The organism is Streptomyces griseoluteus, assembly GCF_004784465.1.
GTDB lineage: Bacteria > Actinomycetota > Actinomycetes > Streptomycetales > Streptomycetaceae > Streptomyces > Streptomyces griseoluteus.
On record NZ_SRRU01000001.1, the window covers coordinates 964376 to 988384 of the forward strand.

At 71.2% G+C, this 24009-nt stretch carries 18 protein-coding genes and 1 pseudogene; 14 read left to right on the forward strand and 5 right to left on the reverse strand.

Translation table 11 applies throughout. The annotated features are described in order from the left end of the window. Window positions 1-10 precede the first annotated feature (10 nt). The 3 genes from ilvN (at window position 11) to serA (ending at window position 3430) form a co-directional block, all read left to right on the forward strand. Window positions 11-535: an acetolactate synthase small subunit gene (ilvN, locus tag E5082_RS04470; protein ID WP_031181749.1), complete on the forward strand. Its 525-nt coding sequence runs from the start codon at window positions 11-13 to the stop codon at window positions 533-535. Between the two features lie 110 nt (window positions 536-645). After that, on the forward strand, window positions 646-1644 hold the full coding sequence (ilvC, locus tag E5082_RS04475) for a ketol-acid reductoisomerase (RefSeq protein ID WP_086690498.1): 999 nt from the start codon (window positions 646-648) through the stop codon (window positions 1642-1644). 184 nt (window positions 1645-1828) lie between these two features. Continuing rightward, window positions 1829-3430 (forward strand): phosphoglycerate dehydrogenase, encoded by a 1602-nt coding sequence (gene serA, locus E5082_RS04480; RefSeq protein WP_086690496.1) that lies wholly within the window; start codon window positions 1829-1831, stop codon window positions 3428-3430. 65 nt (window positions 3431-3495) lie between these two features. Here serA and E5082_RS04485 read toward each other — a convergent pair whose 3' ends face one another. Continuing rightward, window positions 3496-5034 (reverse strand): MFS transporter, encoded by a 1539-nt coding sequence (locus E5082_RS04485; RefSeq protein ID WP_135789945.1) that lies wholly within the window; start codon window positions 5032-5034, stop codon window positions 3496-3498. A gap of 96 nt (window positions 5035-5130) precedes the next feature. On the opposite strand from E5082_RS04485, the gene E5082_RS04490 reads away from it, so the two are divergent. Further along, window positions 5131-5700 (forward strand): TetR/AcrR family transcriptional regulator, encoded by a 570-nt coding sequence (locus E5082_RS04490; RefSeq protein WP_135789946.1) that lies wholly within the window; start codon window positions 5131-5133, stop codon window positions 5698-5700. A 4-nt stretch (window positions 5701-5704) separates the two neighbouring features. Here E5082_RS04490 and E5082_RS04495 read toward each other — a convergent pair whose 3' ends face one another. Beyond that, complete coding sequence (locus E5082_RS04495; RefSeq protein ID WP_190045369.1) at window positions 5705-6898, reverse strand: PucR family transcriptional regulator; 1194 nt, start codon at window positions 6896-6898, stop codon at window positions 5705-5707. A gap of 165 nt (window positions 6899-7063) precedes the next feature. On the opposite strand from E5082_RS04495, the gene E5082_RS04500 reads away from it, so the two are divergent. The 7 genes and pseudogenes from E5082_RS04500 (at window position 7064) to cimA (ending at window position 15264) form a co-directional block, all read left to right on the forward strand. Further along, window positions 7064-7990, forward strand: a complete 927-nt coding sequence (locus tag E5082_RS04500; protein ID WP_135789948.1) for a proline dehydrogenase family protein — start codon at window positions 7064-7066, stop codon at window positions 7988-7990. A 39-nt stretch (window positions 7991-8029) separates the two neighbouring features. After that, the gene (gene pruA, locus E5082_RS04505; RefSeq protein ID WP_135789949.1) at window positions 8030-9661 is read left to right on the forward strand and encodes an L-glutamate gamma-semialdehyde dehydrogenase; all 1632 of its coding nucleotides are present in this window, start codon (window positions 8030-8032) and stop codon (window positions 9659-9661) included. A 100-nt stretch (window positions 9662-9761) separates the two neighbouring features. After that, window positions 9762-10406, forward strand: a pseudogene (locus tag E5082_RS04510) (maleylpyruvate isomerase N-terminal domain-containing protein). A gap of 251 nt (window positions 10407-10657) precedes the next feature. Then, window positions 10658-10789, forward strand: a complete 132-nt coding sequence (locus E5082_RS33380; protein WP_086690483.1) for a hypothetical protein — start codon at window positions 10658-10660, stop codon at window positions 10787-10789. Between the two features lie 94 nt (window positions 10790-10883). Next, on the forward strand, window positions 10884-11927 hold the full coding sequence (locus E5082_RS04520) for a 3-isopropylmalate dehydrogenase (RefSeq protein WP_135789950.1): 1044 nt from the start codon (window positions 10884-10886) through the stop codon (window positions 11925-11927). Window positions 11928-12216: 289 nt separating this feature from the next. Next, a complete protein-coding gene (locus E5082_RS04525) occupies window positions 12217-13305 on the forward strand; it encodes a branched-chain amino acid aminotransferase (RefSeq protein ID WP_135789951.1) in 1089 nt (362 codons plus the stop codon). Window positions 13306-13659: 354 nt separating this feature from the next. Next, on the forward strand, window positions 13660-15264 hold the full coding sequence (gene cimA / locus E5082_RS04530; protein WP_135789952.1) for a citramalate synthase: 1605 nt from the start codon (window positions 13660-13662) through the stop codon (window positions 15262-15264). A 16-nt stretch (window positions 15265-15280) separates the two neighbouring features. Here cimA and E5082_RS04535 read toward each other — a convergent pair whose 3' ends face one another. Together E5082_RS04535 and E5082_RS04540 are read right to left on the reverse strand one after the other, a co-directional pair. After that, window positions 15281-15889, reverse strand: a complete 609-nt coding sequence (locus E5082_RS04535) for a GPP34 family phosphoprotein (protein WP_135789953.1) — start codon at window positions 15887-15889, stop codon at window positions 15281-15283. A 71-nt stretch (window positions 15890-15960) separates the two neighbouring features. Beyond that, on the reverse strand, window positions 15961-17829 hold the full coding sequence (locus E5082_RS04540; RefSeq protein WP_135789954.1) for a ricin-type beta-trefoil lectin domain protein: 1869 nt from the start codon (window positions 17827-17829) through the stop codon (window positions 15961-15963). A 234-nt stretch (window positions 17830-18063) separates the two neighbouring features. Here E5082_RS04540 and E5082_RS04545 point away from each other — a divergent pair, with 234 nt between their 5' ends. Next, window positions 18064-21087: a glycoside hydrolase family 3 protein gene (locus E5082_RS04545; protein ID WP_135789955.1), complete on the forward strand. Its 3024-nt coding sequence runs from the start codon at window positions 18064-18066 to the stop codon at window positions 21085-21087. Between the two features lie 60 nt (window positions 21088-21147). Beyond that, complete coding sequence (locus E5082_RS04550; RefSeq protein ID WP_135789956.1) at window positions 21148-22524, forward strand: hypothetical protein; 1377 nt, start codon at window positions 21148-21150, stop codon at window positions 22522-22524. Between the two features lie 90 nt (window positions 22525-22614). Here E5082_RS04550 and E5082_RS04555 read toward each other — a convergent pair whose 3' ends face one another. Next, window positions 22615-23226, reverse strand: coding sequence for a YceI family protein (locus E5082_RS04555; RefSeq protein ID WP_135789957.1), 612 nt, complete (start codon window positions 23224-23226; stop codon window positions 22615-22617). 237 nt (window positions 23227-23463) lie between these two features. Here E5082_RS04555 and E5082_RS04560 point away from each other — a divergent pair, with 237 nt between their 5' ends. Continuing rightward, a complete protein-coding gene (locus E5082_RS04560) occupies window positions 23464-23961 on the forward strand; it encodes a hypothetical protein (protein ID WP_135789958.1) in 498 nt (165 codons plus the stop codon). Window positions 23962-24009: the final 48 nt, after the last annotated feature.

Sequence of the window (24009 nt, forward strand, 5' to 3'; positions counted from 1 at the left end):
GACCACGACCATGTCCAAGCACACGCTCTCCGTCCTGGTGGAGAACACACCGGGCATCCTCGCCCGCATCGCCGCCCTCTTCTCCCGGCGCGGCTTCAACATCGACTCCCTCGCGGTGGGTGTCACCGAGCACGCCGACATCTCCCGCATCACCATCGTGGTGAACGTCGAGGACCTGCCGCTGGAGCAGGTGACCAAGCAGCTCAACAAGCTCGTCAACGTGCTGAAGATCGTCGAACTGGAACCCGGACAGGCCGTCCAGCGTGAACTCGTTCTGGTGAAGGTCCGCGCGGACAACGAGACCCGGTCGCAGATCGTGGAGATCGTCCAGTTGTTCCGCGCCAAGACCGTCGACGTCTCCCCGGAGGCCGTCACCATCGAGGCCACCGGCTCCGGCGACAAGCTGTCCGCGATGCTGAAGATGCTGGAGCCCTTCGGTATCAAGGAGCTGGTGCAGTCCGGCACCATCGCCATCGGACGCGGCGCCCGCTCCATCACCGACCGCTCCCTGCGCGCCCTCGACCGCAGCGCGTGACCCCCGGCCCGGCCGCCCCGAGGGGCGACCGGATGCCGAGACCCCGAAACCTTCCGTCCCCCCATCGCAATACGGTGGGCGCAGCACCCCGCACCTCAAGGAGAGAACCAGTGGCCGAGCTGTTCTACGACGCCGACGCCGACCTGTCCATCATCCAGGGCCGCAAGGTCGCGGTCATCGGCTACGGCAGCCAGGGCCACGCCCACGCCCTGTCGCTGCGGGACTCGGGCGTCGACGTCCGCGTCGGTCTGCCCGAGGCCTCCAAGTCCCGCGCCAAGGCCGAGGAGCAGGGCCTGCGCGTGGTCACCGCGGCCGAGGCCGCCGCCGAGGCCGACGTCATCATGATCCTGGTCCCGGACCCGCTCCAGGCCCAGGTCTACGAGGAATCCATCGCCCCGAACCTGAAGGACGGCGACGCGCTGTTCTTCGGCCACGGCTTCAACATCCGCTTCGGCTTCATCAAGCCCCCGGCCGAGGTCGACGTCTGCATGGTCGCCCCCAAGGGCCCCGGCCACCTGGTCCGCCGCCAGTACGAGGAGGGGCGCGGCGTGCCCTGCATCGTCGCGGTCGAGCAGGACGCCTCCGGCAACGCCTTCCCGCTGGCCCTGTCGTACGCCAAGGCCATCGGCGGCACCCGCGCCGGTGTCATCAAGACCACCTTCACCGAGGAGACCGAGACCGACCTGTTCGGTGAGCAGGCCGTGCTCTGCGGCGGCACCGCCGCCCTGGTCAAGGCGGGCTTCGAGACGCTGACCGAGGCCGGCTACCAGCCGGAGATCGCCTACTTCGAGTGTCTGCACGAGCTGAAGCTGATCGTCGACCTCATGTACGAGGGCGGCCTGGAGAAGATGCGCTGGTCCATCTCCGAGACCGCGGAGTGGGGCGACTACGTCACCGGCCCGCGCATCGTCACCGACGCCACCAAGGCCGAGATGAAGAAGGTCCTCGCCGAGATCCAGGACGGCTCCTTCGCCAAGAACTGGATGGACGAGTACCACGGCGGCCTGAAGAAGTACGACGAGTACAAGAAGCAGGACTCCGAGCACCTGCTGGAGACCACCGGCAAGAAGCTGCGCAAGCTGATGTCCTGGGTCGACGAAGAGGCGTGAGCCTCATGGCGGCCGGCGGCGGCCCCCCCTGGCGGGGTGCCGCCCGCCCGGCCGCCGCCCCACTAGACTGCTGCACAACAAACGCGTCAGGCCCACAGTGTCGTGCGTCTTCCACGCGGCTAGCACCCCTCCACCGCCAGCGGCCGTCGGGACGGCCGTCCGCAATGGACTTGTGAGGACTCACGTGAGCTCGTACCCCAGTCGAAAAGCCACGGTACTCATCGCTGAAGAGCTGTCGCCCGCCACCGTGGACGCACTCGGGCCGGACTTCGAGATCCGGCACTGCAACGGAGCCGACCGCGCCGAACTGCTCCCCGCCATCGCCGACGTGGACGCGATCCTCGTCCGCTCGGCCACCAAGGTCGACGCCGAGGCGATCGCCGCGGCCAAGAAGCTGAAGGTCGTCGCACGAGCCGGCGTCGGCCTGGACAACGTCGACGTCTCCGCCGCCACCAAGGCCGGCGTGATGGTCGTCAACGCCCCCACCTCCAACATCGTCACCGCCGCCGAGCTGGCCTGCGGTCTGCTCGTGGCCAGCGCGCGCAACATCCCGCAGGCCAACGCCGCCCTGAAGAACGGCGAGTGGAAGCGCAGCAAGTACACCGGCGTCGAGCTGGCCGAGAAGACCCTCGGCGTGGTCGGCCTCGGCCGCATCGGCGCCCTGGTCGCCCAGCGGATGTCCGCCTTCGGCATGAAGGTGGTCGCCTACGACCCCTACGTACAGCCCGCGCGGGCCGCGCAGATGGGCGTCAAGGTCCTCTCGCTGGACGAGCTGCTGGAGGTCTCCGACTTCATCACCGTCCACCTGCCCAAGACCCCCGAGACCCTCGGTCTGATCGGCGACGAGGCGCTGCGCAAGGTCAAGCCGACCGTGCGCATCGTCAACGCCGCGCGCGGCGGCATCGTCGACGAGGCGGCGCTGTACGCGGCGCTGAAGGAGGGCCGGGTCGCCGGCGCCGGGCTCGACGTGTACGCCAAGGAGCCGTGCACCGACTCCCCGCTGTTCGAGCTGGACCAGGTGGTCTGCACCCCGCACCTCGGCGCCTCCACCGACGAGGCGCAGGAGAAGGCCGGTATCGCGGTGGCCCGCTCGGTGCGCCTCGCCCTCGCGGGTGAGCTGGTGCCGGACGCGGTCAACGTCCAGGGCGGCGTCATCGCCGAGGACGTGAAGCCCGGTCTGCCGCTGGCCGAGCGCCTCGGCCGCATCTTCACCGCCCTGGCGGGCGAGGTCGCGGTCCGCCTCGACGTCGAGGTGTACGGCGAGATCACCCAGCACGATGTGAAGGTGCTCGAACTCTCCGCGCTCAAGGGCGTGTTCGAGGACGTGGTGGACGAGACCGTCTCCTACGTCAACGCCCCGCTGTTCGCGCAGGAGCGCGGTGTCGAGGTCCGCCTCACCACCAGCTCCGAGTCGGCCGACCACCGCAACGTGGTCACCGTGCGCGGCACCCTCGCGGGCGGCGAGGAGGTGTCGGTCTCCGGCACGCTGGCCGGTCCCAAGCACGTCCAGAAGATCGTCGCGGTCGGCGACTACGACGTGGACCTCGCGCTCACCGAGCACATGGTCGTCCTCAGCTACGAGGACCGTCCCGGTGTCGTCGGCACCGTCGGCCGGGTCCTCGGCGAGGCGGGCATCAACATCGCCGGTATGCAGGTGGCCCGGTCCACCGCCGGCGGCGAGGCGCTGGCCGTGCTGACGGTGGACGACACGGTCGACCCGGCCACGCTGGGCGAGCTGGCCCAGGAGATCGGGGCGACCTCCGCCCGGTCGGTCAACCTGGACTGATCCGCACCCCGAACTCACCGGAGCGCCGGGCGGACCCCTTGCGGGCCGCCCGGCGCTCCGGTGTGTCAGGGCTGCTCGGCGCCCCGTCCGCGCAGGGTCAGCGCGCCGCCGATCGCGGCCAGCGTCAGCACGCCCGCCCCGGCGAGGGCGGCCGCGTGCATCCCGGAGGTGAACGCCTCCCGCGCCGAGGCGAGCAGCGCCTCCCCGGACCGGCCGGGCAACCGGGCCGCGGTGACCAGCGCGCCGCCGAGCGTCTCACGGGCCTCCGCCGGGGCGCCGGACGGCATCCGGTGCCGGTAGACGGCCGCGCCGACCGAGCCCAGCACCGCCATGCCCAGCGCGCCGCCGAACTCCGTGGCCGTCTCCAGCAGGGACGAGGCGGTGCCCGCCCGCCCTGCCGGGGCACTGCCCATCGCCAGGTCGGTGAGCTGGGACAGCACCATCACCGCACCGCAGGCCAGCACCCCGGCCGCGGCCAGCAGCAGCCACAGCGACCCGGTGCCGGTCAGCGCGAGCAGCCCGTACCCGGCGGCCGAGACCGCGAACCCGGCGGCGACCACCCGGCCCCGGTCCACGCCCCGGGCGACCAGCGCGGCGGTGACGGGCCCCGCGACCCCGATCAGCACCGAGGGCACCAGGCTCCACAGCGCGGCCGACAGCGGGCTCTTGTCCAGCACGGACTGGAGGTACTGCGTGGTGAAGATCGCTGAGCCCAGCATGCCGAAGGCGGACACCAGGGTCAGTACCACGGCGGGGGTGAAGCCCCGGTTCCGCAGCAGCGCGGGCGGCACCAGCGGGGAGGCGGCGGTGCGCTGGCGGTGGACGAAGAGGGCGGCGAAGAGCAGGCCGACCGTCACCGACATCACGTACCGCACGTGCCAGCCCTCGGACGGGATCTCCTTCAGGCCGTAGATCACCGGGAGCACGGCGGCCAGGGACAACGGGACGCTGATCCAGTCGAAGCGGCCGGGGGAGGGGTTACGGGACTCGGGGAGCAGGAACGGGCCGAGGACCAGGAGCAGGAGCATCGCGGGCAGGTTGACCAGGAAGACCGAGCCCCACCAGAAGTGCTCCACCAGCACTCCGCTCAGTACCGAGCCCAGTGCGATGCCGCCGGTCATCACCCCGGACCACAGTCCGATCGCCTTCGCCCGCTGGGCGGGGTCGGTGAACATCGCGCGCAGCAGCGCCATGGTGGACGGCATCAGGGTGGCGCCGCCGACGCCGAGGACCGCGCGGGCCGCGATCAGGGTGGTGGCGCTGTCGGCGTAGGCGGCGAGGACGGAGGCGGCGCCGAAGGCGGCGGCCCCCGCCAGCAGGAGCCGGCGGCTGCCGACGCGGTCGCCGAGGGAGCCCATCGTCATCAGCAGGCCGGCCAGGACGAAGCCGTAGATGTCGAAGATCCAGAGCTGCTGGGTGCCGGTCGGGCGGAGGTCCGCGCTGATCGCCGGGGTGGCGAAGTACAGCACGGACACGTCCATCGAGACCAGCAGCAGCGGCAGCATCAGCACGCCCAGCGCGGTCCACTCGCGCCGTCCGGCACGAACGGACCGGTCCTGCGCGGGGGTTGGAGTGGTGCTCGTCGTGCTCTGCGGATTCACCATGCCGAGGAATGTACGGCTGTATTAAACGCGTGTCTAGAACGCTTGTATAAGTCATGTGTATAGGACGCTTGTATGGACCGGGATACGCTGACCGGCATGGGACACCGTGAGGATCTGCTCGAGGGCGCCAAGCGCTGCCTGCTGGCGAAGGGGTTCGCCCGGACCACCGCGCGCGACATCGTGAAGGAGTCGGGCACCAACCTGGCCTCCATCGGCTACCACTACGGCTCCAAGGACGCCCTGCTCGCGCAGGCGTACGTGGCGCTGGTGGAGGAGGCGGGGGACACCTTCGGCGGTGCCGAGCCCGAGGGGGAGCCCGGTTCGCTGGAGCGCTTCCACTGGGTGTGGTCGAACATCATCTCCGCGATGCGCGAACCCGGTTCGGTCTTCCGGCTCAGCATGGAGGTCATGACCATCGAACTCCCCGAGGTCCGCGCCTACCTGGGCCGCGAGCAGCGCGAGGGCGGGCGTGGCCTGGTCGCGCTGCTCACCGGCGTACCGGAGGACGAGGTCACCGACGAGACCGCCGACACCCTCGGCGGTTTCTACCTCACCCTGATGACCGGCCTCATCGCCCAGTGGACCTTCGACCCCGGCACGGCCCCGGACGCGGACGCCCTCACCGCCGGGCTGCGCCGGGTCGTGGAGGGCGTCCGGAAGGACTGAACGCTCAGCCCAGCCGGGCCCGCTTGAAGGCCATGTGCAGCAACAGGCGGTCCTCGCCGTCGTCCAGGTCCAGCCCGGTCAGGCGTTCCACGCGGCCCAGGCGGTAGTAGAGCGTCTGGCGGTGGATGCCCAGTTCGGCCGCCGCCCGGCCGGCCTGGCCCGCGCAGTCGAGGTAGACCTCGGCGGTGCGGGCCAGTTCCTGGTGGGCGGGGGAGAGCAGCGGCGCCGCCACCGGGTCCTGCACCGACCTCGGGGGCAGCGCGGACAGCAGCCGGTACGGGCCGATGCCCCGCCACTCGGCCACCGGCGCGAACCTCGGCTCGGCCAGGGCGGCCCGCGCCGCCGCCGACGCCTCCTGCCACACCATGCCCAACTCGGCCAGCCCCGCGCGGGGTTCACCGACCCCCACTCCGACCACGGCGCCCTCCGCCTCCTTGATCAGCCGCGCGGCCGCCACCAGCGCCGGGGCCGTCACCTCCGTGCTGCGCAGCCGTACCAGCACCGCGAGGCTCTGCGCCGTCGCGCCCCACGGCACGGTGCACAGCGCGGTGGCGTGCGGGACGGTGCGCACCGACGGGGCGTCGTCGGGGTCGGCGGAGAACCAGGGGGCGACGCAGACCACGGTGTGCGGGCCGTCCGCGCGCGGGCCCAGCGCGGTGCGCAGGTCGGTGACGGCCATGTCCCGCTGCCAGCCGTTCTCCGCCGTGAGCACCGCCCGCAGCTCCCGGCCGAGCCCCGCCCCGGCCCGCGCCTCTTCGGCCAGCAGCGCGCCGATCCGCCCGGTCACCGGCATGGCGGCGGTGAGCTGGGCGTCGCTCGGGCCGGGATCGTCGTCCAGCAGCCACACATAGCCGAGCACGACACCCCGATGGCGTACCGGCAGGCAGATCCGGCCCCGGTAGACGCCCGCCTCCGGGGTGGGCGGGATGCGCACCGGTTCCGTCGCGCGGGTGATGCCGAAGCCCTCGAACCACGCCCGGACCGCCGAGGTCGAGCGCCGGGTCAGGATCGAGCGGGCCCGCACCGGGTCCAGCGCGGTGGGGTCCAGCTCGCCCTCGCTGTCGTACGCGCCGAAGGCGATCAGCTCGAAGTCCCGGTTCTCCAGGGTCGCCGGGGCGCCCAGCAGCTCGGAGATCTCGTCCACCAGCTCCTGGTAGTCATCTCGGTAATCGGCCGCCACTCGGGCATTCTCCCGCATATCCGAGCCCGCTTCATACATCTGTCTGAGAACCGGTGATCGGATGCGTGACGTCTGTCGATGGCCCACCATCGAAGAGATCCCTAGGTTTCACGGTGGTTCTCCGTGCCGTCCCCGAATCGTCGGGTCCCGGCCGTTTCGGTGCTTTTGTTGTGGAGGTGCCCCGTGCTGGGTCCCGTGATTCTGGCCGCGTCGCGCAGCGACCGGATGCGTCGTCTGATCTCGGCCGCCCCGGTGACCAAGCAGGTCGTCGACCGGTTCATCCCCGGCGAGACCGTGGACGACATCGTCCCGATCATCTCCGAGCTGACCGCCAAGGGCCTGCAGCTCACGATGGACGTCGTCGGCGAGGACATCACCACCCCCGAGCAGGCCGCCGCCGCCCGCGACGCCTACCTCGCGCTCGTCGACCACCTCAAGGACCTCGACCTGGGCGAGCGGGTCGAGATGTCCGTCAAGCTCTCCATGTTCGGCCAGGCGCTGGAGGGCGGCCATGAGCTGGCCCTCGCCAACGTGCGCCCCGTCGTCGAGGCCGCCGCCGCCATCGGCACCACGGTCACCCTGGACGCCGAGGACCACACCACCCTCGACTCGATGTTCGCCATCCACGAGGAGCTGCGGAAGGACTTCCCCGGCACCGGCTGCGTCATCCAGGCGTACCTGTTCCGTACCGAGGCCGACGCCCGCCGGCTGGCCGCCGCCGGCAGCCGGGTCCGTCTGGTCAAGGGCGCCTACAAGGAGCCCGCCGAGGTCGCGTACCAGCAGAAGCACGAGATCGACAAGGCGTACGTCCGCGTCCTGAAGACGCTGATGGAGGGCGACGGCTACCCGATGATCGGGTCCCACGACCCCCGCCTCATCTCCATCGCCCAGGAACTCGCCCACCGCGCGGGCCGTAAGCTCGACGAGTACGAGTTCCAGATGCTCTACGGCATCCGGGGCGACGAGCACCTGCGGCTGGCCGCCGAGGGGCACCGCATGCGTGTCTACACCGCCTACGGCACCGACTGGTACGGCTATTTCATGCGCCGTCTCGCCGAGAAGCCGGCGAACCTCCAGTTCTTCGTACGCAGCATGATCACCAAGGGCTGAGCCCGAACACCCGCTCAACGTAAAGGAGTTACGGTTCTCATGGACGCTGTGACCCAGGTCCCCACCCCCGTCAACGAGCCGGTGCACGGCTACGCCCCCGGCAGCCCCGAGCGCGCCCGGCTGGAGGCCAAGCTGAAGGAGCTGGCCGAGAACCCGGTCGACCTGCCGATGACCATCGGCGGCGAGAAGCGGATGGGCGGCGGCGAGTCCTTCCAGGTGGTCCAGCCGCACAACCACAAGGCCGTCCTCGGCACCCTGCGCAACGCCACCCGCGAGGACGCCCAGGACGCGATCGACGCCGCCCTGGCCGCCGCCCCGGCCTGGCGCGCGATGTCCTTCGACGACCGCGCCGCGATCATCCTGCGCGCCGCCGAGCTGCTCTCCGGCCCCTGGCGCGAGACCATCGCCGCCTCCACCATGCTGGGTCAGTCCAAGACCGCCCAGCAGGCCGAGATCGACAGCCCCTGCGAGCTGGTCGACTTCTGGCGGTTCAATGTGCACTACGCCCGCCAGATCCTGGCCGAGCAGCCCCCGGCCAACTCGCCGGGCGTGTGGAACCGCATGGACCACCGCCCGCTGGAGGGCTTCGTCTACGCGATCACGCCGTTCAACTTCTCGGCCATCGCCGCCAACCTGCCCACCGCGCCCGCCCTCATGGGCAACGTGGTGGTCTGGAAGCCGTCCCCGACGCAGACCCACGCCGCCGTGCTGCTGATGCAGCTGCTGGAGGAGGCCGGGCTGCCCAAGGGCGTCATCAACCTGGTCACCGGTGACGGCATCGCCGTCTCCGAGGTCGCCCTGGAGCACCGCGACCTCGCCGGCATCCACTTCACCGGCTCGACCAAGACCTTCCAGTACCTGTGGAAGACGGTCGGCAACAACATCGAGAAGTACCGCGCCTACCCGCGTCTGGTCGGCGAGACCGGCGGCAAGGACTTCGTGGTCGCGCACCCCTCCGCCGACCGCGCGGTGCTCAAGACCGCGCTGACCCGCGGTGCCTTCGAGTACCAGGGCCAGAAGTGCTCGGCCACCTCGCGTGCCTACATCCCGGCCTCCATCTGGAACTCCGGTTTCAAGGAGGAGTTCGCTGCCGAGGTCGACGGCCTCACCATGGGTGACGTCACCGACCTGTCGAACTTCATCGGCGCGGTGATCGACGAGCGTTCCTTCGCCAAGAACAAGGCCGCCATCGACCGCGCCGCCGAGGACGCCACCTGCACCATCGTCGCGGGCGGCTCGTACGACGACTCGGTGGGCTACTTCGTCCGCCCGACCGTCATCGAGTGCACCGACCCCGACAACGAGGTCTTCCGCACCGAGTACTTCGGCCCGATCCTCGCCGTGCACGTCTACGAGGACGACAAGTACGACGAGATGCTGACCCAGATGGAGTCGGTCTCGGACTACGCCCTCACCGGCTCGGTCATCTCCAACGACCGCGCGGCGGCGGCGTACACGATGGAGAAGCTCCGCTACGCGGCGGGCAACTTCTACATCAACGACAAGTCCACCGGCGCCGTCGTCGGCCAGCAGCCCTTCGGCGGCGGTCGCGCCTCCGGTACCGACGACAAGGCCGGCGCCCCGCAGAACCTGATGCGCTGGACCCTGACCCGCGCCATCAAGGAGACGCTGGTCCCGCCGACCGAGTACGGCTACCCGCACATGGGCTGACCCCTCCCGGGGCGACAGCCCCACGATCCGGCCCGGCGAGCCCGCCCTGAACGGTCTCGCCGGGCCGTCGTGCGTCCGGCCCCGCTGCCGGCGTGCGCCCATGGACGGCACCGGCCGCTTCTCCCTCTCCTGGCCGGCCCTGCCGGCGGCGGTGGCGGACCTCGCCGACGACGACTTCGGCCGCACCTCCGGCTGTGCGGGCCGGCTCGTCCGGGACCTGGTGTGCCACCTCGTCATCGACGCCCAGGACGTCCTGATCACCCGCACCGCCCCGACCCGCGACGCGACGACGTACTGGACCCTCACCCACACCCCGCCCACCGGCGAGGACCCGCTGGACGCCCTGACCGTCCGGCTGGCGGCGGCCTACGAGGACCCGGCCCTGCTGGGATTCCACCTGGACGACATCGGCTCGGCCGCCGGCCGCCCTCGCCGACCCGGCCGTGCGGCCCGGCACCCGGGGCGAGGTCCTCACCGCCGCCGACCACCTCTCCGCGTACGTCCTGGAGTGGACCCTCCACCACCTGGACCTGACCGCCCACGTACCGGACGCCCCGCCCCCGCCCCCCAAGACCCTGGCCGAGGCCCGCGCCCTCCTGGGGGGCGTCACCGGCGAGCCCTTCCCCGCCGCCCTGTCCGACACGGACACCCTCCTCGTCGCCACCGGCCGCCGCCTCCCCGACCCCCCGGGGAGCGGACCGCACTCGGCCCCCTGACCGCACGTCTGCCGTTCGTCCTCGACTGAGTCCCCGGCGGGAAACCGCAGGTGGGGAGGCAGGCCGTCTCAGATAGTAGGAAGTCCGAGTAATCATGCAGACAGGCGCGGCCCGGTCCCTTAGCTTGGGATGAGCCGAACGAATCGCTCCATCCAGCGAATGGCGGTCGTGAGCCGCGCCCCGCGCAGGCAATCCCTGCGGCGTGCGCTCTCCCGCCCCTTCCGGCGTCTCACAGCTCACCGCTGCCGTGCAACCACTCTGTCGAAGGAGTCGATTTCCCATGGCCGAGACGACCGTCCGCCGCCGCGTGCGCCACGCCTCCCGTTCGAACGACACCGACCGCGCCCAGGCCGCCGCCGCCCTCCAGCGAGCCCTCGACCGCCGGGACAACGGCGGCGAGACCGGCCACTGAGCCGAGCCGCGCCCGACGGACCGTCCGCCGGCCACGATGTCCGCATCGCGGACGGTCCGTGTCATCCCGTGGGACGCGGAGTAGGGTGCCGCACATGTCCCGCAGCATCGATCTCGCAGTGATCCCCGGCGACGGCATCGGCCAGGAGGTCGTGACCGAGGGTCTCAAGGTCCTCTCCGCCGTCCTGCCCCAGGACGTGAAGCTGGAGACCAAGGAGTACGACTTCGGCGCCCGGCGCTACCACGCCACCGGTGAGACCCTCACCGACGCCGACCTCGACTCCCTCAAGACCCACGACGCCATCCTGCTCGGCGCCATCGGCGATCCGTCGGTGCCGTCCGGCGTGCTGGAGCGCGGCTTCCTGCTGAAGCTCCGGTTCGCCTTCGACCACCACGTCAACCTGCGCCCCTCCAAGCTGCTCCCCGGCGTCGCCACCCCGCTCGCCGGCCAGCCGGAGATCGACTTCGTCGTGGTCCGCGAGGGCACCGAGGGCCCCTACACGGGCAACGGCGGCACCATCCGCACCGGCACCGAGCACGAGGTGGCCACCGAGGTCTCGGTGAACACCGCCTACGGTGTCGAGCGGGTCGTCCGGGACGCCTTCGCCCGTGCCCAGGCCCGCCCGCGCAAGAAGCTCACCCTGGTCCACAAGAACAACGTGCTCACCTTCGCCGGGCACCTGTGGACCAACATCTTCAACAAGGTGGCCGAGGAGTACCCCGAGGTCACCACCGAGTACATCCACGTCGACGCGGCCACCATCTACCTGGTGACCGATCCCGAGCGGTTCGACGTGATCGTCACCGACAACCTCTTCGGCGACATCATCACCGACCTCGCCGCGGCCGTCTCCGGCGGCATCGGCGTGGCCGCGTCGGGCAACATCAATCCGGCCCGTACGTACCCGTCCATGTTCGAGCCGGTCCACGGCTCCGCCCCGGACATCGCCGGACAGGGCAAGGCCGACCCCACCGCCACCGTCCTCTCCGTAGCCCTGCTGCTGCGCCACCTCGGCTACGACGCCGAGGCCGACCGGGTGGACGCGGCCGTCGCCGCCGACCTCACCGAGCGCGTGGACCTGCCCCCGCGCACCACCGCCGAGATCGGCGACGCGCTCGTAGGCCGGGTAACCGGCTGACCCGTAAGGCCCCGTGAAAGGGCCGCCGGGTCGCTTCAGGCGCCCGGCGGCCCTTTGCCGTGCCCGTGCCGGGTGCCACCATCGAGCACCAGGTCGTGTTCACCCCGATTCCTTCCGGCGCCTCCGCCGCGCGATAATCGAACGCGGAGCCGCGATATGAGGGAATGCCCGGACGGCGTGAGCGCGGCCCGCCACCACCGGTACCGCGCCTTGCCGGGGGTGACCTTCAGGCACCGGCCGCCCCGCCGGAGCCGCCCGTCCCACGCCAGGAAGAGAAGGACTGCCGCCCATGACGACGCCCACGATCGAGCTCAAGCCCTCCGCCCAACCGCTCGCCGCCGCGGAGCGCGAGGCGATCCTCACCAGCCCCGGCTTCGGCCGCCGCTTCACCGACCACATGGTGACGATCAAGTGGACCGAGGGCCGCGGCTGGCACGACGGCCAGCTCGTCCCGTACGCGCCGATCCCGCTCGACCCGGCCACCAACGTCCTGCACTACGCCCAGGAGATCTTCGAGGGCCTGAAGGCGTACCGCCAGCCCGACGGCACGGTCGCAACCTTCCGGCCCGAGCAGAACGCCCTGCGCTTCCAGCGCTCCGCGCACCGCCTGGGCATGCCCGAGCTGCCCGTGGAGACCTTCATCGAGGCGTGCGACGCGCTGATCGCCCAGGACGTCGACTGGGTCCCGGCGCACGGCGGCGAGGACTCCCTCTACCTGCGCCCCTTCATGATCGGCACCGAGGTCGGCCTGGGTGTGAAGCCGTCCAACGAGTACCTCTTCCTCGTCATCGCCTCCCCGGCCGGCGCCTACTTCCAGGGCGGCGTGAAGCCGGTGTCGATCTGGGTCTCCGAGGACCGCGTCCGCGCCGTCCCCGGCGGCATGGGCGACGCCAAGACCGGCGGCAACTACGCGGCCTCCCTGCTCGCCCAGGCCGAGGCCGCCGCCAAGGGCTGCGACCAGGTCTGCTACCTCGACGCCGTCGAGCACCGATGGGTCGAGGAGCTGGGCGGCATGAACCTGTTCTTCGTCTACGGCGACAGGATCGTCACTCCGACCCTGACCGGCTCCATCCTGGAGGGCGTCACCCGTGACTCCCTGCTGGCCGTCGCCCGCGATCTCGGCTACCAGGCCGAGGAGGGGCGGATCTCGGTCGACCAGTGGCAGCGGGACACCGAGAACGGCACCCTCACCGAGGTCTTCGCCTGCGGTACCGCCGCCGTGATCACCCCGGTCGGCACCGTCAAGCGGGCCGGAGCCGAGTGGAAGCAGAGCGGCGGCGAGCCCGGCGAGGTCACCCTCCGCCTCCGCCAGGCGCTGCTCGACATCCAGCGCGGCACGACCGAGGACCAGCACGGCTGGATGCACCGCATCGGCTAACCGAACCGGTGGGGACCGTCCTGGAGGCTCCGGGGCGGTCCCTTTTCGGACAGTGTGGCCCGCATCGTGAGACAGCCCGTGGGACGGCGGCCGTTATGTGCCAGACTGCCCCCGTGCTCTCGCTCACCATGATTATGGGCAGCAGGCGCGCCGGTCCGCAGTGACCACCTCGCACGACCACATGCGGGTGGCACCGTCGTCCTCGACCCGCGCGCAGACCTCTCGCACCCGCGAGGGGTTTTTTCGTTTTCCGGCCCAACCGCAGCCGGTGACGGAGCGCGAGGGACCATGGGGGGAACGGTGGAGCCGGTCATTTCCGGTAAGACCGACATTCACAACAGGAGCCTTCAGACCATGACCGCAACCAGCGAGCTCGACGATTCGTTCCACGTCTTCGACACCACGCTGCGCGACGGCGCGCAGCGCGAGGGCATCAACCTCACCGTCGCGGACAAGCTGGCCATCGCACGGCACCTGGACGACTTCGGCGTGGGCTTCATCGAGGGCGGCTGGCCCGGCGCCAACCCGCGCGACACCGAGTTCTTCGCCCGCGCCCGCGAGGAGCTGCGGCTGAAGCACGCGGTGCTCGTCGCCTTCGGCGCCACCCGCCGCCCCGGCGCCAAAGCCGCCGACGATCCGCAGGTCAGAGCGCTGCTGGAGTCCGGCGCCCCCGTCGTCACACTGGTCGCCAAGGCCCACGACCGGCATGTGGAGCTGGCGCTGCGCACCACGCTCGACGAGAACCTGGAGATGATCCGGGACACCGTCGCCCACCTGCGCGCCGAGGGCCGCCGGGTCTTCGTCGACTGCGAGCACTTCTTCGACGGCTACCGCGCCAACCCCGCCTACGCCAAGGCGGTCGTCCGGACCGCCTCCGAGGCCGGGGCCGACGTGGTCGTCCTGTGCGACACCAACGGCGGCATGCTCCCGGCGCAGATCAGCGCCGTGGTCGGCACCGTCCTCGCCGACACCGGTGCCCGGCTCGGCATCCACACCCAGGACGACACCGGCTGCGCCGTCGCCAACACCCTCGCCGCCGTGGACGCGGGCGCGACCCACGTCCAGTGCACGGCCAACGGCTACGGCGAGCGCGTCGGGAACGCCAACCTCTTCCCGGTGGTCGCCGCGCTGGAGCTGAAGTACGGCAAGAAGGTCCTCCCCGACGGGAACCTGCGCGAGACCACCCGGATCTCGCACGCCATCGCCGAGGTCGTCAACCTCACGCCCTCCACCCACCAGCCCTACGTCGGCGTCTCCGCCTTCGCCCACAAGGCCGGCCTGCACGCCTCCGCGATCAAGGTCGACCCGGACCTCTACCAGCACATCGATCCCGAGCGGGTCGGCAACACCATGCGGATGCTCGTCTCCGACATGGCCGGACGCGCCTCGATCGAGCTGAAGGGCCGGGAACTCGGCGTCGACCTCGGCGGCGACCGCGCGCTGGTCGGCCGGGTCGTCGAGCGGGTCAAGGAACGCGAGCTGAAGGGCTACACGTACGAGGCCGCCGACGCCTCCTTCGAGCTGCTGCTGCGCGCCGAGGCCCAGGGGGCCCCGCTGAAGTACTTCGAGGTGGAGTCCTGGCGGGCCATCGTGGAGGACCGCCCGGACGGCACCCACGCCAACGAGGCCACGGTGAAGCTGTGGGCCAAGGGTGAGCGCATCGTCGCCACCGCCGAGGGCAACGGCCCGGTCAACGCCCTCGACCAGGCGCTCAGGGTGGCGCTGGAGAAGATCTACCCGCAGCTCGCCAAGCTGGAACTGGTGGACTACAAGGTCCGCATCCTGGAGGGCGCCTCCGGCACCCGGTCCACCACCCGCGTGCTGATCTCCACCAGCGACGGCGCGGGGGAGTGGTCCACGGTCGGCGTCGCGGAGAACGTCATCGCCGCCTCCTGGCAGGCACTGGAGGACGCCTGCACCTACGGGCTGCTGCGCGCGGGCGTCGAACCGGCCGAGTAGCGGGCGCCGGCGGCGGTCAGGGGGCGCGCCAGACGTTGTCGAACGCGTCCTCCTCGATCCGCCGCCGCTGCCGTACCGCCTCCAGCTCGGTCAGCGCGTCGCCGAGCGCGGCGAGGACGACCGCCACCCGGTCGTCCTCGGCGTTCGCGGCCGGTTCCTCGTGCTCGGGCTCCTCGATGCCGAGGGCCGAGGCGAGGCCCACCAGGAGCGGTTCGTGCCGGGCCCACCGGTCGGCCGCGTGCCGCCGGGCGTCGGAGTCGATCCGCTCCACCGACCGGTCGGCGCGCCGGAACAACTGCCGCAGACCGGAGCCCGCGGGCCCGGTGTGCTCCAGCTCGTCCCGGTAGGCGGCGGAGAGTCCGTCCCCGCGCCGCCACAGCCAGTCCTCGGCGCTCTCGTACGGCTCCGCGCGGATCAGCGAGGCGGCCGCCTTGTCCAGCATCGGGTCGCCGGTCAGATGACCGGAGAGCGGGACGATCCGGTCGTCCCGCAGGGTGACCACCTGGGCGGCGAGCAGGTCGAACAGCTCCGCAGCGGCCAGTGCCAGCGACAGATCGCCCTGTTCCACGGGCCGGTCGGCAGGCACGTCCAGCGCGACGAACAGCAGATCCTGCGGTGTGGTCATCTCGGACTCCCCGGTCACGGTCGGTACGGCGCGGGTACCACCATCACCCGCGCCGGAAACCCGGGGCTGTCCTACCTCAGGGTCCACTTCTGGTTGGCCGCCCCGGTGCACGACCATATCTGGGCCCGCGCCCCATTGGCCGAGGAGTTGTCCGTGACGTCCAGGCACTTGTCCGCCGCGGTGTTCACCACGTCCCCCGTGGCCGCGTTGTACGACCAGCGCTGGGCGCCGGTGCCGTTGCAGTCGTAGAGCTGGACCTTGGCGCCGTTCGCGGTCGACGCGGAGACCACGTCCAGGCACTTGCCGAGCGCCCGCACCGAGCCGTCCGGGGCGACCGTCCACTGCTGGGCCGTGCTGCCGTTGCAGTCGTAGAGCTGCACCGCCGTGCCGTTGGCGCCGGACCCGCCCGCCACGTCCAGGCACTTGCCCGCGAGCCCCACGAAGGCGCCGGTGCGGGAGCTGTCGCCGGACTGGCCGCCGGCCCAGGTGAAGGTGGCGGAGGTGCGGGCGGGCAGCGTGTAAGTGGCGTGCTGCGCACCCCAGTTGATGGTCACCTGCTTGGCTGAGGTGGCGCCGTTGTACGCGATCAGCGCCTTGCTGCCGTCCGGGTTGCGCCACGCGACGTTGGGCACGGCCAAGGACGCGGTGGAGGCGATGCGCTGGGCGCCGGGGCGGACGAACTTGGTGAGGTGGCCCATGTCGTAGTACTCGACGGTGTAGTCCACGCTCCCGCTGCGGCCGTCGCCGTTGTGCACGGTGATCAGGCCGGTGCAGGTGCCGCAGCCGCCGTTGTGCGGGCCCATGTTCTGGTCCACCGCGAGGGACCACTTGGTCACCGACTTCGCCCAGTTGCGGGTGTAGTTGATGATGTCGGAGAGGTCCTCGCGCTGCTGGTCGGCGATCCAGGTGCCCCCGGAGTGCTCGGTGGCGAAGGCGTCCAGCGCAGGGTACTGGTTGTGCACGGCCGTCTGCTTGCCGACGTCGCCGCCGTAGCCGTGCCAGGCGATGCCGCCGAAGTTGGGGTGGCTGCGCACGGCCGCGTCGTCCACGGTCTGGGCGGCGTAGGAGTCGTAGGTGTCCCAGTTCCAGTCGTGCGCCAGCACCTTGGTGGAGAGCCCGGCCTGCTGGAGCCTGGGCAGCAGCTCGCTCTTGGTGAAGTAGGCGAGGCCACTGGCGTTCCAGCTCATCGACGGGTAGCCCGAGCAGCAGGTCGGCTCGTTCTGCGCGGTGACGTAGGAGACGGGCACGCCCTGGTCCCGGTAGCCCTGGAGGTACTTCACGAAGTACGAGGCGTAGGCGCCGTAGTCCTCCGCCTTCAGCCAGCCGCCGTTGAGGGAGCCGCTGTCCTTCATCCATGCCGGGGCCGTCCACGGGGACGCCATCACCGTGAGGTCCGGGTTCAGTTGACGGGCCTGCCTGGTGAGCGGGATGACGTCCGCGAGGTCATGGGCGAGGGAGAACTTCGCCAGCGAGGGGTCGGTCTGCCCGGCCGGCACGTCGTCGTAGGTGTAGCCGGAGCGGGCCAGGTCGGAGGCGCCCATCGGATTGCGCAGGAAGGACAGCCCGATGCCGTCCGTGGGCGAGAACAGCTTGCGCATGGTGGCGTCGCGGGTCGCCTGGGACAGGGCGCCGCTGCTGTTCATCAGCCAGGCGGCGGTGTCGGTGAAGGAGGCTCCGCCGCCGGTGAAGGTCTGGTAGCGGGTGTTCTCGTCCACCGTGATGTTCTCGCCGCCGCCTCCGGCGCCGGCCGAGAAGGCGAACGGCGTCTGCGGCTCCAGGCCGCGTACGACATGCCGTCCGGCGGAGTCGTCGGTGGTGGTCAGCCAGGCCGTGACCGGCTCACCGGCCGCGTGCGCGGCGGGGGTGGCGAGCGTGGTGATCCCGGCCGTCGTCAGCAGCGCGGCCAGCAGCAGCCGGGCCGGACGCAGGGGTCGTCTCATGGGGCGCCGCCCTTCAAGAGGTGGGGGATGGGGCGTGCGAGCCGTGAGTAAATGACGGCTCCGGGGCCGCGTCAAGGGGTCGCGCATTCAGAAGGCGAACGCACAACGGCGGCGCGGGGGTTTTAGGTTGAGGGACCGTCAGTCACGTGCGAAGGGTTGACGGGGTCCAGGTGACCCCAGTTCACTCAAGCCGTGAGCTAAGTCATGAGTGAACCAAGAGCCGAGGGAAGGTCCATGCGCAGAACCGCCCTGCTCGTCTCCACCGCTCTGCTGACCGCACTGCTTCCGCTGGCCGGAGGCATCACCACCGCGTCCGGGGCCGACGGTCCCGACCCGGCCCCCGTGCCGGTCGACCGCTTCGAGGGCGAGGTGCCCTTCGCCGCCCAGCCCGCCGAGGGCATCTTCACCTGGGGCGGCGACAGCGACGACCCGCCCACCCTGGCGCTGACCGCCCGCGCCGACGCCCCCGAGGGCGCCAAGGTGCTGACCGGCAGCTACGACATCAGCGGCTACGGCGGTTTCACCCACGACTACGCCGCCACCGCTCCCGCCCACGACTGGTCCGCCCACCGGGGGGTGCGCCTGTGGTGGGAGGGACAGAACAGCGGCAAGAAGATCACGTTCGAGATCAAGGACGGCGGTGCGCACGGCGAGGCGTCCGAGCTGTGGACGACCTCCTTCACCGACGACTTCACCGGCTGGAAGCGGATCGAGCTGCCGTTCTCCGCGTTCACCTATCGCACGGACTACCAGCCGGTCGGCGGCATCGACCACGTCCTCGGCCTCACCCGGATGTGGGGCTACGCCGTCACCCTCCCCACCGGCGTCAAGGGCCGCTTCGCCATGGACGGCGTCGAGCTGTACGGCGCCGCCGACCCGGCGCTGCGCGCCTCCGTCACCACCGACGCGGCCGTCGTCCCGGTCGAGGAGGGCGGCACGGCGAGCGTCCGCGTCACCCTGGGCACCACCGACGCGCAGCCCGTCACCTCCCCGGTGACCGTCGCGTACGCCACCGGCGAGGGCACCGCCGGCCCGGGCAAGGACTACACCTCCGTCTCCGGCACCCTCACCTTCCCGGCCGGCACCCCCTCAGGGACCTCCCGGACGGTGAAGGTGACCACCCTGAAGGACCGCACCGCCGAGGCCGCCGAGACCATTCCGCTGGGGCTCACCGTGACCGGGGCCAAGGCCCCCGCGGAGAACCCGAAGATCGTCATCGACGCCCACGGACTCCCGTACCTGGACAGCAGGTTGCCGGTGCGCAAGCGGGTCGCCGACCTGCTCGGGCGGATGTCGCTCGCGGAGAAGGCCGGGCAGATGACCCAGGCCGAGCGCGGCGCCGTCTCCGACCAGAACGACATCGCCGCCTACGACCTGGGCTCACTGCTCTCCGGCGGCGGTTCCACGCCCACCCCGAACACCCCGGCCGCGTGGGCGAAGATGATCGACGGCTTCCAGCTGCGCGCCCGGGCCACCCGCTTCCAGATCCCGCTGATCTACGGCGTCGACGCGGTCCACGGTCACAACAACCTCACCGGCGCCACCGTCCTGCCGCACAACATCGGCATCGGCGCCACCCGCGACCCCCAACTCGCCCAGCGCACCGGGGCGGTGACCGCCGCCGAGGTCCGCGCCACCGGCATCCCCTGGGACTTCGCGCCCTGCCTCTGCGTCAGCCGCGACGAACGCTGGGGCCGCAGTTACGAGTCCTTCGGTGAGGACCCGGCGCTGGTGAAGTCGATGGAGACGGTGATCCAGGGGCTCCAGGGGCGCGCCGACGGCCGCGACCTCGCCCGCGCCGACAAGGTGCTGGCCACCGCCAAGCACTTCGTCGCCGACGGCGGCACCGCCTACGGCTCCTCCACCACCGGCACCTACACCGTCGACCAGGGCGTCTCCACCCTCACCCGACAGCAGTTGGAGGCCGTCCACCTCGCGCCGTACCAGGAGGCGGTGGACCGGGGCGTCGGCACCGTGATGCCCTCGTACTCCTCGCTCGACGTGATCGGCGACGGACGCGGCCCGGTCAAGATGCACGCCCGCGCCGACATGCTCAGCGGCGTGCTCAAGGGCCGTATGGGCTTCGACGGGTTCGTCATCAGCGACTGGAACGCCGTCGACCAGCTCCCCGGTGACTACGCGACCCAGGTCCGCACCTCGGTCAACGCGGGCGTCGACATGATGATGGTCCCCTACACCTACAAGGAGTTCAGCGCGGCCCTGACCGCCGAGGTGAAGGCGGGCCGGGTCAGCGAGCGGCGGATCGACGACGCGGTATCCCGCATCCTCACCCAGAAGTTCCGCCTCGGCCTCTTCGAGCACCCCTACGCCGACACCTCCGGCGCCGCCGCCATCGGCTCCCCGGCCCACCGGGCCGTCGCCCGCGAGGCCGTCGCCAAGTCCCAGGTGCTGCTCAAGAACGACGGCGGCCTGCTGCCGCTGCGCAAGAGCCAGAAGGTGTACGTCGCCGGGTCCAACGCCGACGACATCGGCAACCAGTCCGGCGGCTGGACCATCACCTGGCAGGGCTCCTCCGGCGACATCACCAAGGGCACCACCATCCTGGCCGGCATCCGTGAGGCGGGCGGGAAGGTCACCTACTCCAAGGACGCCTCGGCGCCGACCGCCGGGAACGACGTGGGCGTGGTCGTCGTCGGGGAGACCCCCTATGCGGAAGGCGTCGGGGACGTGGGCAACGGCCATGAACTGACCCTGTCCGCCGCCGACCGGGCCGCCGTGGACAAGGTGTGCGGCGCCATGAAGTGCGTGGTGCTCACCGTCTCCGGCCGCCCGCTGCTGGTCGGGGACCGGCTCGGGAAGATCGACGCACTGGTCGCGTCCTGGCTGCCCGGCACCGAGGGCGGCGGCGTCGCCGACGTGCTCTACGGCAAGCGGCCCTTCACCGGCCAGCTCCCCGTGACCTGGCCGCGCGGCGAGGCCCAGCTGCCGATCAACGTCGGCGACAGCACGTACGACCCGCAGTACCCCTACGGGTGGGGCCTGACCACAAAGGCCGCGGCCAGGAGCGGTGCGCTGACCACCCTCGGCAAGGCGGCCGCCACCGCCGAGCGCCGGCACGACGACCGCCGGGGGCGTGAACTGGTGAACCAGGCCCGGCTGATCGTCCAGCACAAGGTGGGCCAGCGCATCACGGCGGCCGTGTCGAAGCCCTTCGCCGAGGCCGACCACGCGCTGCTGACCGGACGGTACGGACAGGCACTGCTCAAGCTGCTCCAGGCGTACCGGGCGGCTCGCTGACCAGCGTCGTAAGTGCGTACACCTGACCGAACGGGGGAGGCTTCGGGTAGCGTCGGAAGCATGAAGGCCGTGCTCCCGACCCGCGCCCGAAGCCTCCCCGCACTCCTCCTCGCGGCGCTGGCGATGGCCCTGGTGCCCTTGTTCGCGTTCGCCCCCGGTGCCAGTGCCGTCACCAGCACCTCCACCATCGGCCAGGCCCTGCGCGAGAGCCCGGTCTACGTCGACCCGGCCGCCTCCGGGCAGCTCTCCCGCGCCGACGCCGACGCCCTGGCCAAGAAGATCAAGGACGCCGGCAAGCCGGTGTTCCTGGTGGTCCTCCCCGCCGACTATCCGACCCGGAGCGTCCTGCGCGACGTCCGGTCGGCCACCGGCATCACCGGTCTGTACGGCATCCGCGTCGGCGACCGCTTCGCCGCGGGCTCCGACCCCTCGGTCATCTCCGCCACGGCCCGGCAGAACCTCGTCTCCAGCGTGCAGGGCGAGGGCGCCAAGGCCCAGCTCACCGACTTCACCGACCGCGCGCTGGACACCGTACGCGGCCACGCCCCTTCCAGCTGGGGCTCCTCCGACAACGGCGGCGGGGTCTCCACCACCGCGCTGATCGTCGCCGGGGCGGTCGTGGTGGCGGGCGGCGCCGGGGTCTACACCCTGAGCCGCCGCAACCGGCGCCGCCGCGAGGCGGAGCAGCAGGCCGCGCTGGAGCGGCTGCGGGTCGTCGTGGACGAGGACATCACCGCCTTCGGCGAGGAGCTCGACCGCCTCGACTTCCAGCCCGGCGAACCCGGCGCCGACGACGCGATGCGCACCGACTACGAGAACGCGCTCAACGCCTACGACGACGCCAAGCGCCGCATGGGCGAGGCACGCAGGCCGGAGGACGTGCGCGGAGTCACCGAGGCACTGGAGGACGGCCGGTACTCCCTCGCCGTGCTCGCCGCCCGCCGCGAGAGGCGCCCGCTGCCCGACCGGCGTCCGCCCTGCTTCTTCGACCCCCGGCACGGCCCCTCCGTCACCGACGCCGCCTGGACCCCGGCCGGCGGCAGCACCCGCGAGGTGCCGGTGTGCGCGGCCGACGCGACCCGGCTCGCCGACGGCCGCGAACCGGCCGCGCGCGAGGTGGAGACCGAGTACGGCCGCCGCCCCTACTGGGACGCGGGGCCCGCCTACGGCCCCTGGGCGGGCGGCTACTTCGGCGGCGGCCTGCTGCCGGGCCTGCTCGCGGGGACCCTGCTCGGCGGCATGATGGCCACCCCCTCCTACGCGGCCGACTTCGGCGGCGGATACGGCGACTTCGGGGACCAGGGAGGTTTCCAGGGCGGCGACATGTCCGGCACCGACTTCGACCCCAGCGGGTTCAGCGACGGCTTCGGCGGCGGGGACTTCGGCGGGGGCGGCGACTTCGGGAGCGGCGGGGACTTCGGCGGCGGAGGCTTCTGAGTCACCGGACCCGCACGCGTGAGCGCCCCGTCCCCTCCGGCAGAGGGGGAGCGGGGCGCTCGCGTGTGGTGCGGCCGGACCGCCGTCGGCTCACGCGTTCTTGATGGCCGACACGTCGAAGTTGAGCTTGATCTTGTCGGAGATCAGCACGCCGCCCGTCTCCAGGGCCGCGTTCCAGGTCAGGCCCCACTCCGAGCGCAGCAGCTCGGCCTTGCCCTCGAAGCCGACGCGCTGGTTGCCGAACGGGTCGGTCGCGGCGCCGTTGAACTCCAGGTCGATGGTGATCGGACGGGTGACACCGAGGATGGAGAGGTCACCGGTGATGCGGTAGTCGTCGCCGCCGAGGAACTCCGCGCCCGTGGAGCGGAAGGTCATCGTCGGGAACTCGTCCGTCTTGAAGAAGTCGGCGGACTTCAGGTGGGTGTCGCGGTCGGCGTTGCCGGTGTCGATGCTGTCCATCACCACGTCCAGCGTGGCGGTGGACTTGGCCGGGTTCTCGCCGTCCAGGTGCAGCGAGCCGGTGAACTCCGTGAAGCTGCCCTTGACGTTGGTGACCATGGCGTGCCGCGCGGTGAATCCGATCGAGGTGTGCGCGGGGTCGATGGTGTATTCGCCGGTCAGCGCCGCGAGACCGGTGCCCGCGGGGGCGGCGGGGGCGGCGGTGGCCTGGGGGGTGCTGTCCTTGCGGCTGAAGATACCCATGGTGTGCTCCTTGAGAGAGTTCCGGAAGAGTCTGTTTAACGTTCAACGAACCAGACGTCTGCCACCGTAGACCTATTCAGTTCGGTTTTCAACATCATTCGGTACGTGTTTTCGCTCTCACGCAGAGTTACCGCTGACGCCCTCTGGCGGACGCGCGTAGAACTCGGGCACCATCTGTCTGCACCACCTGCACTGCCGCCCCACAGTAAGCACGGCCAACCGCAGGAAGGGTCATTCATGAAGGTCCGCTCAGTCCTCACCGCGCTCGCCCTCGTCGTCGCCCCGGGCGTCGCCGTGGTCGGCACCGCGTCCGACGCCTTCGCCGTCACCAAGATCAGCCACGCCACCGCCACCCAGATGTTCCGCGACGTCGGCATCACCTGGTCGTCCTCCGGCGGGTGCTCCGACCGCAACAACTCCACCTGTACGTCGTTCGAACAGCTCAACCTGGCCACCGCCCAGGGTGCGCAGACCCTCAAGCGCGCCACCGGGTGTGCCCTGAACATCACCGGCGGCACCGAGACCGGCCACGCCTCGGGCACGTACTCGCACTGGAACGGCTACAAGCTCGACTACGGCAAGAACACCTGCGTGACCTCGTACATCAAGAACACCTTCAGCTACATCGGGCTGCGCGGGGACGGCGCGCCGCAGTACAAGTCCGGGTCGGGCAACATCTACGCCGACGAGGGCAACCACTGGGACGTCCTGTACTACAACTGCGGCGGCTGCTGAGCCGAAGCGCGCCGGACGGCGGAGGGTAGGGTTGCGAGGCGCCCCGTT

Coding starts and splice junctions, on each gene's coding strand:
- cimA (WP_135789952.1), top strand. CDS start 13,660: ATGACCGCAACCAGCGAGCTCGACGATTCGTTCCACGTCTTCGACACC.
- E5082_RS04550 (WP_135789956.1), top strand. CDS start 21,148: ATGAAGGCCGTGCTCCCGACCCGCGCCCGAAGCCTCCCCGCACTCCTC.
- E5082_RS04525 (WP_135789951.1), top strand. CDS start 12,217: ATGACGACGCCCACGATCGAGCTCAAGCCCTCCGCCCAACCGCTCGCC.
- E5082_RS04540 (WP_135789954.1), bottom strand. CDS start 17,829: ATGAGACGACCCCTGCGTCCGGCCCGGCTGCTGCTGGCCGCGCTGCTG.
- E5082_RS04555 (WP_135789957.1), bottom strand. CDS start 23,226: ATGGGTATCTTCAGCCGCAAGGACAGCACCCCCCAGGCCACCGCCGCC.
- E5082_RS33380 (WP_086690483.1), top strand. CDS start 10,658: ATGGCCGAGACGACCGTCCGCCGCCGCGTGCGCCACGCCTCCCGTTCG.
- E5082_RS04485 (WP_135789945.1), bottom strand. CDS start 5,034: ATGGTGAATCCGCAGAGCACGACGAGCACCACTCCAACCCCCGCGCAG.
- E5082_RS04560 (WP_135789958.1), top strand. CDS start 23,464: ATGAAGGTCCGCTCAGTCCTCACCGCGCTCGCCCTCGTCGTCGCCCCG.
- E5082_RS04535 (WP_135789953.1), bottom strand. CDS start 15,889: ATGACCACACCGCAGGATCTGCTGTTCGTCGCGCTGGACGTGCCTGCC.
- E5082_RS04495 (WP_190045369.1), bottom strand. CDS start 6,898: ATGCGGGAGAATGCCCGAGTGGCGGCCGATTACCGAGATGACTACCAG.
- E5082_RS04490 (WP_135789946.1), top strand. CDS start 5,131: ATGGGACACCGTGAGGATCTGCTCGAGGGCGCCAAGCGCTGCCTGCTG.
- E5082_RS04545 (WP_135789955.1), top strand. CDS start 18,064: ATGCGCAGAACCGCCCTGCTCGTCTCCACCGCTCTGCTGACCGCACTG.
- E5082_RS04520 (WP_135789950.1), top strand. CDS start 10,884: ATGTCCCGCAGCATCGATCTCGCAGTGATCCCCGGCGACGGCATCGGC.
- ilvN (WP_031181749.1), top strand. CDS start 11: ATGTCCAAGCACACGCTCTCCGTCCTGGTGGAGAACACACCGGGCATC.
- pruA (WP_135789949.1), top strand. CDS start 8,030: ATGGACGCTGTGACCCAGGTCCCCACCCCCGTCAACGAGCCGGTGCAC.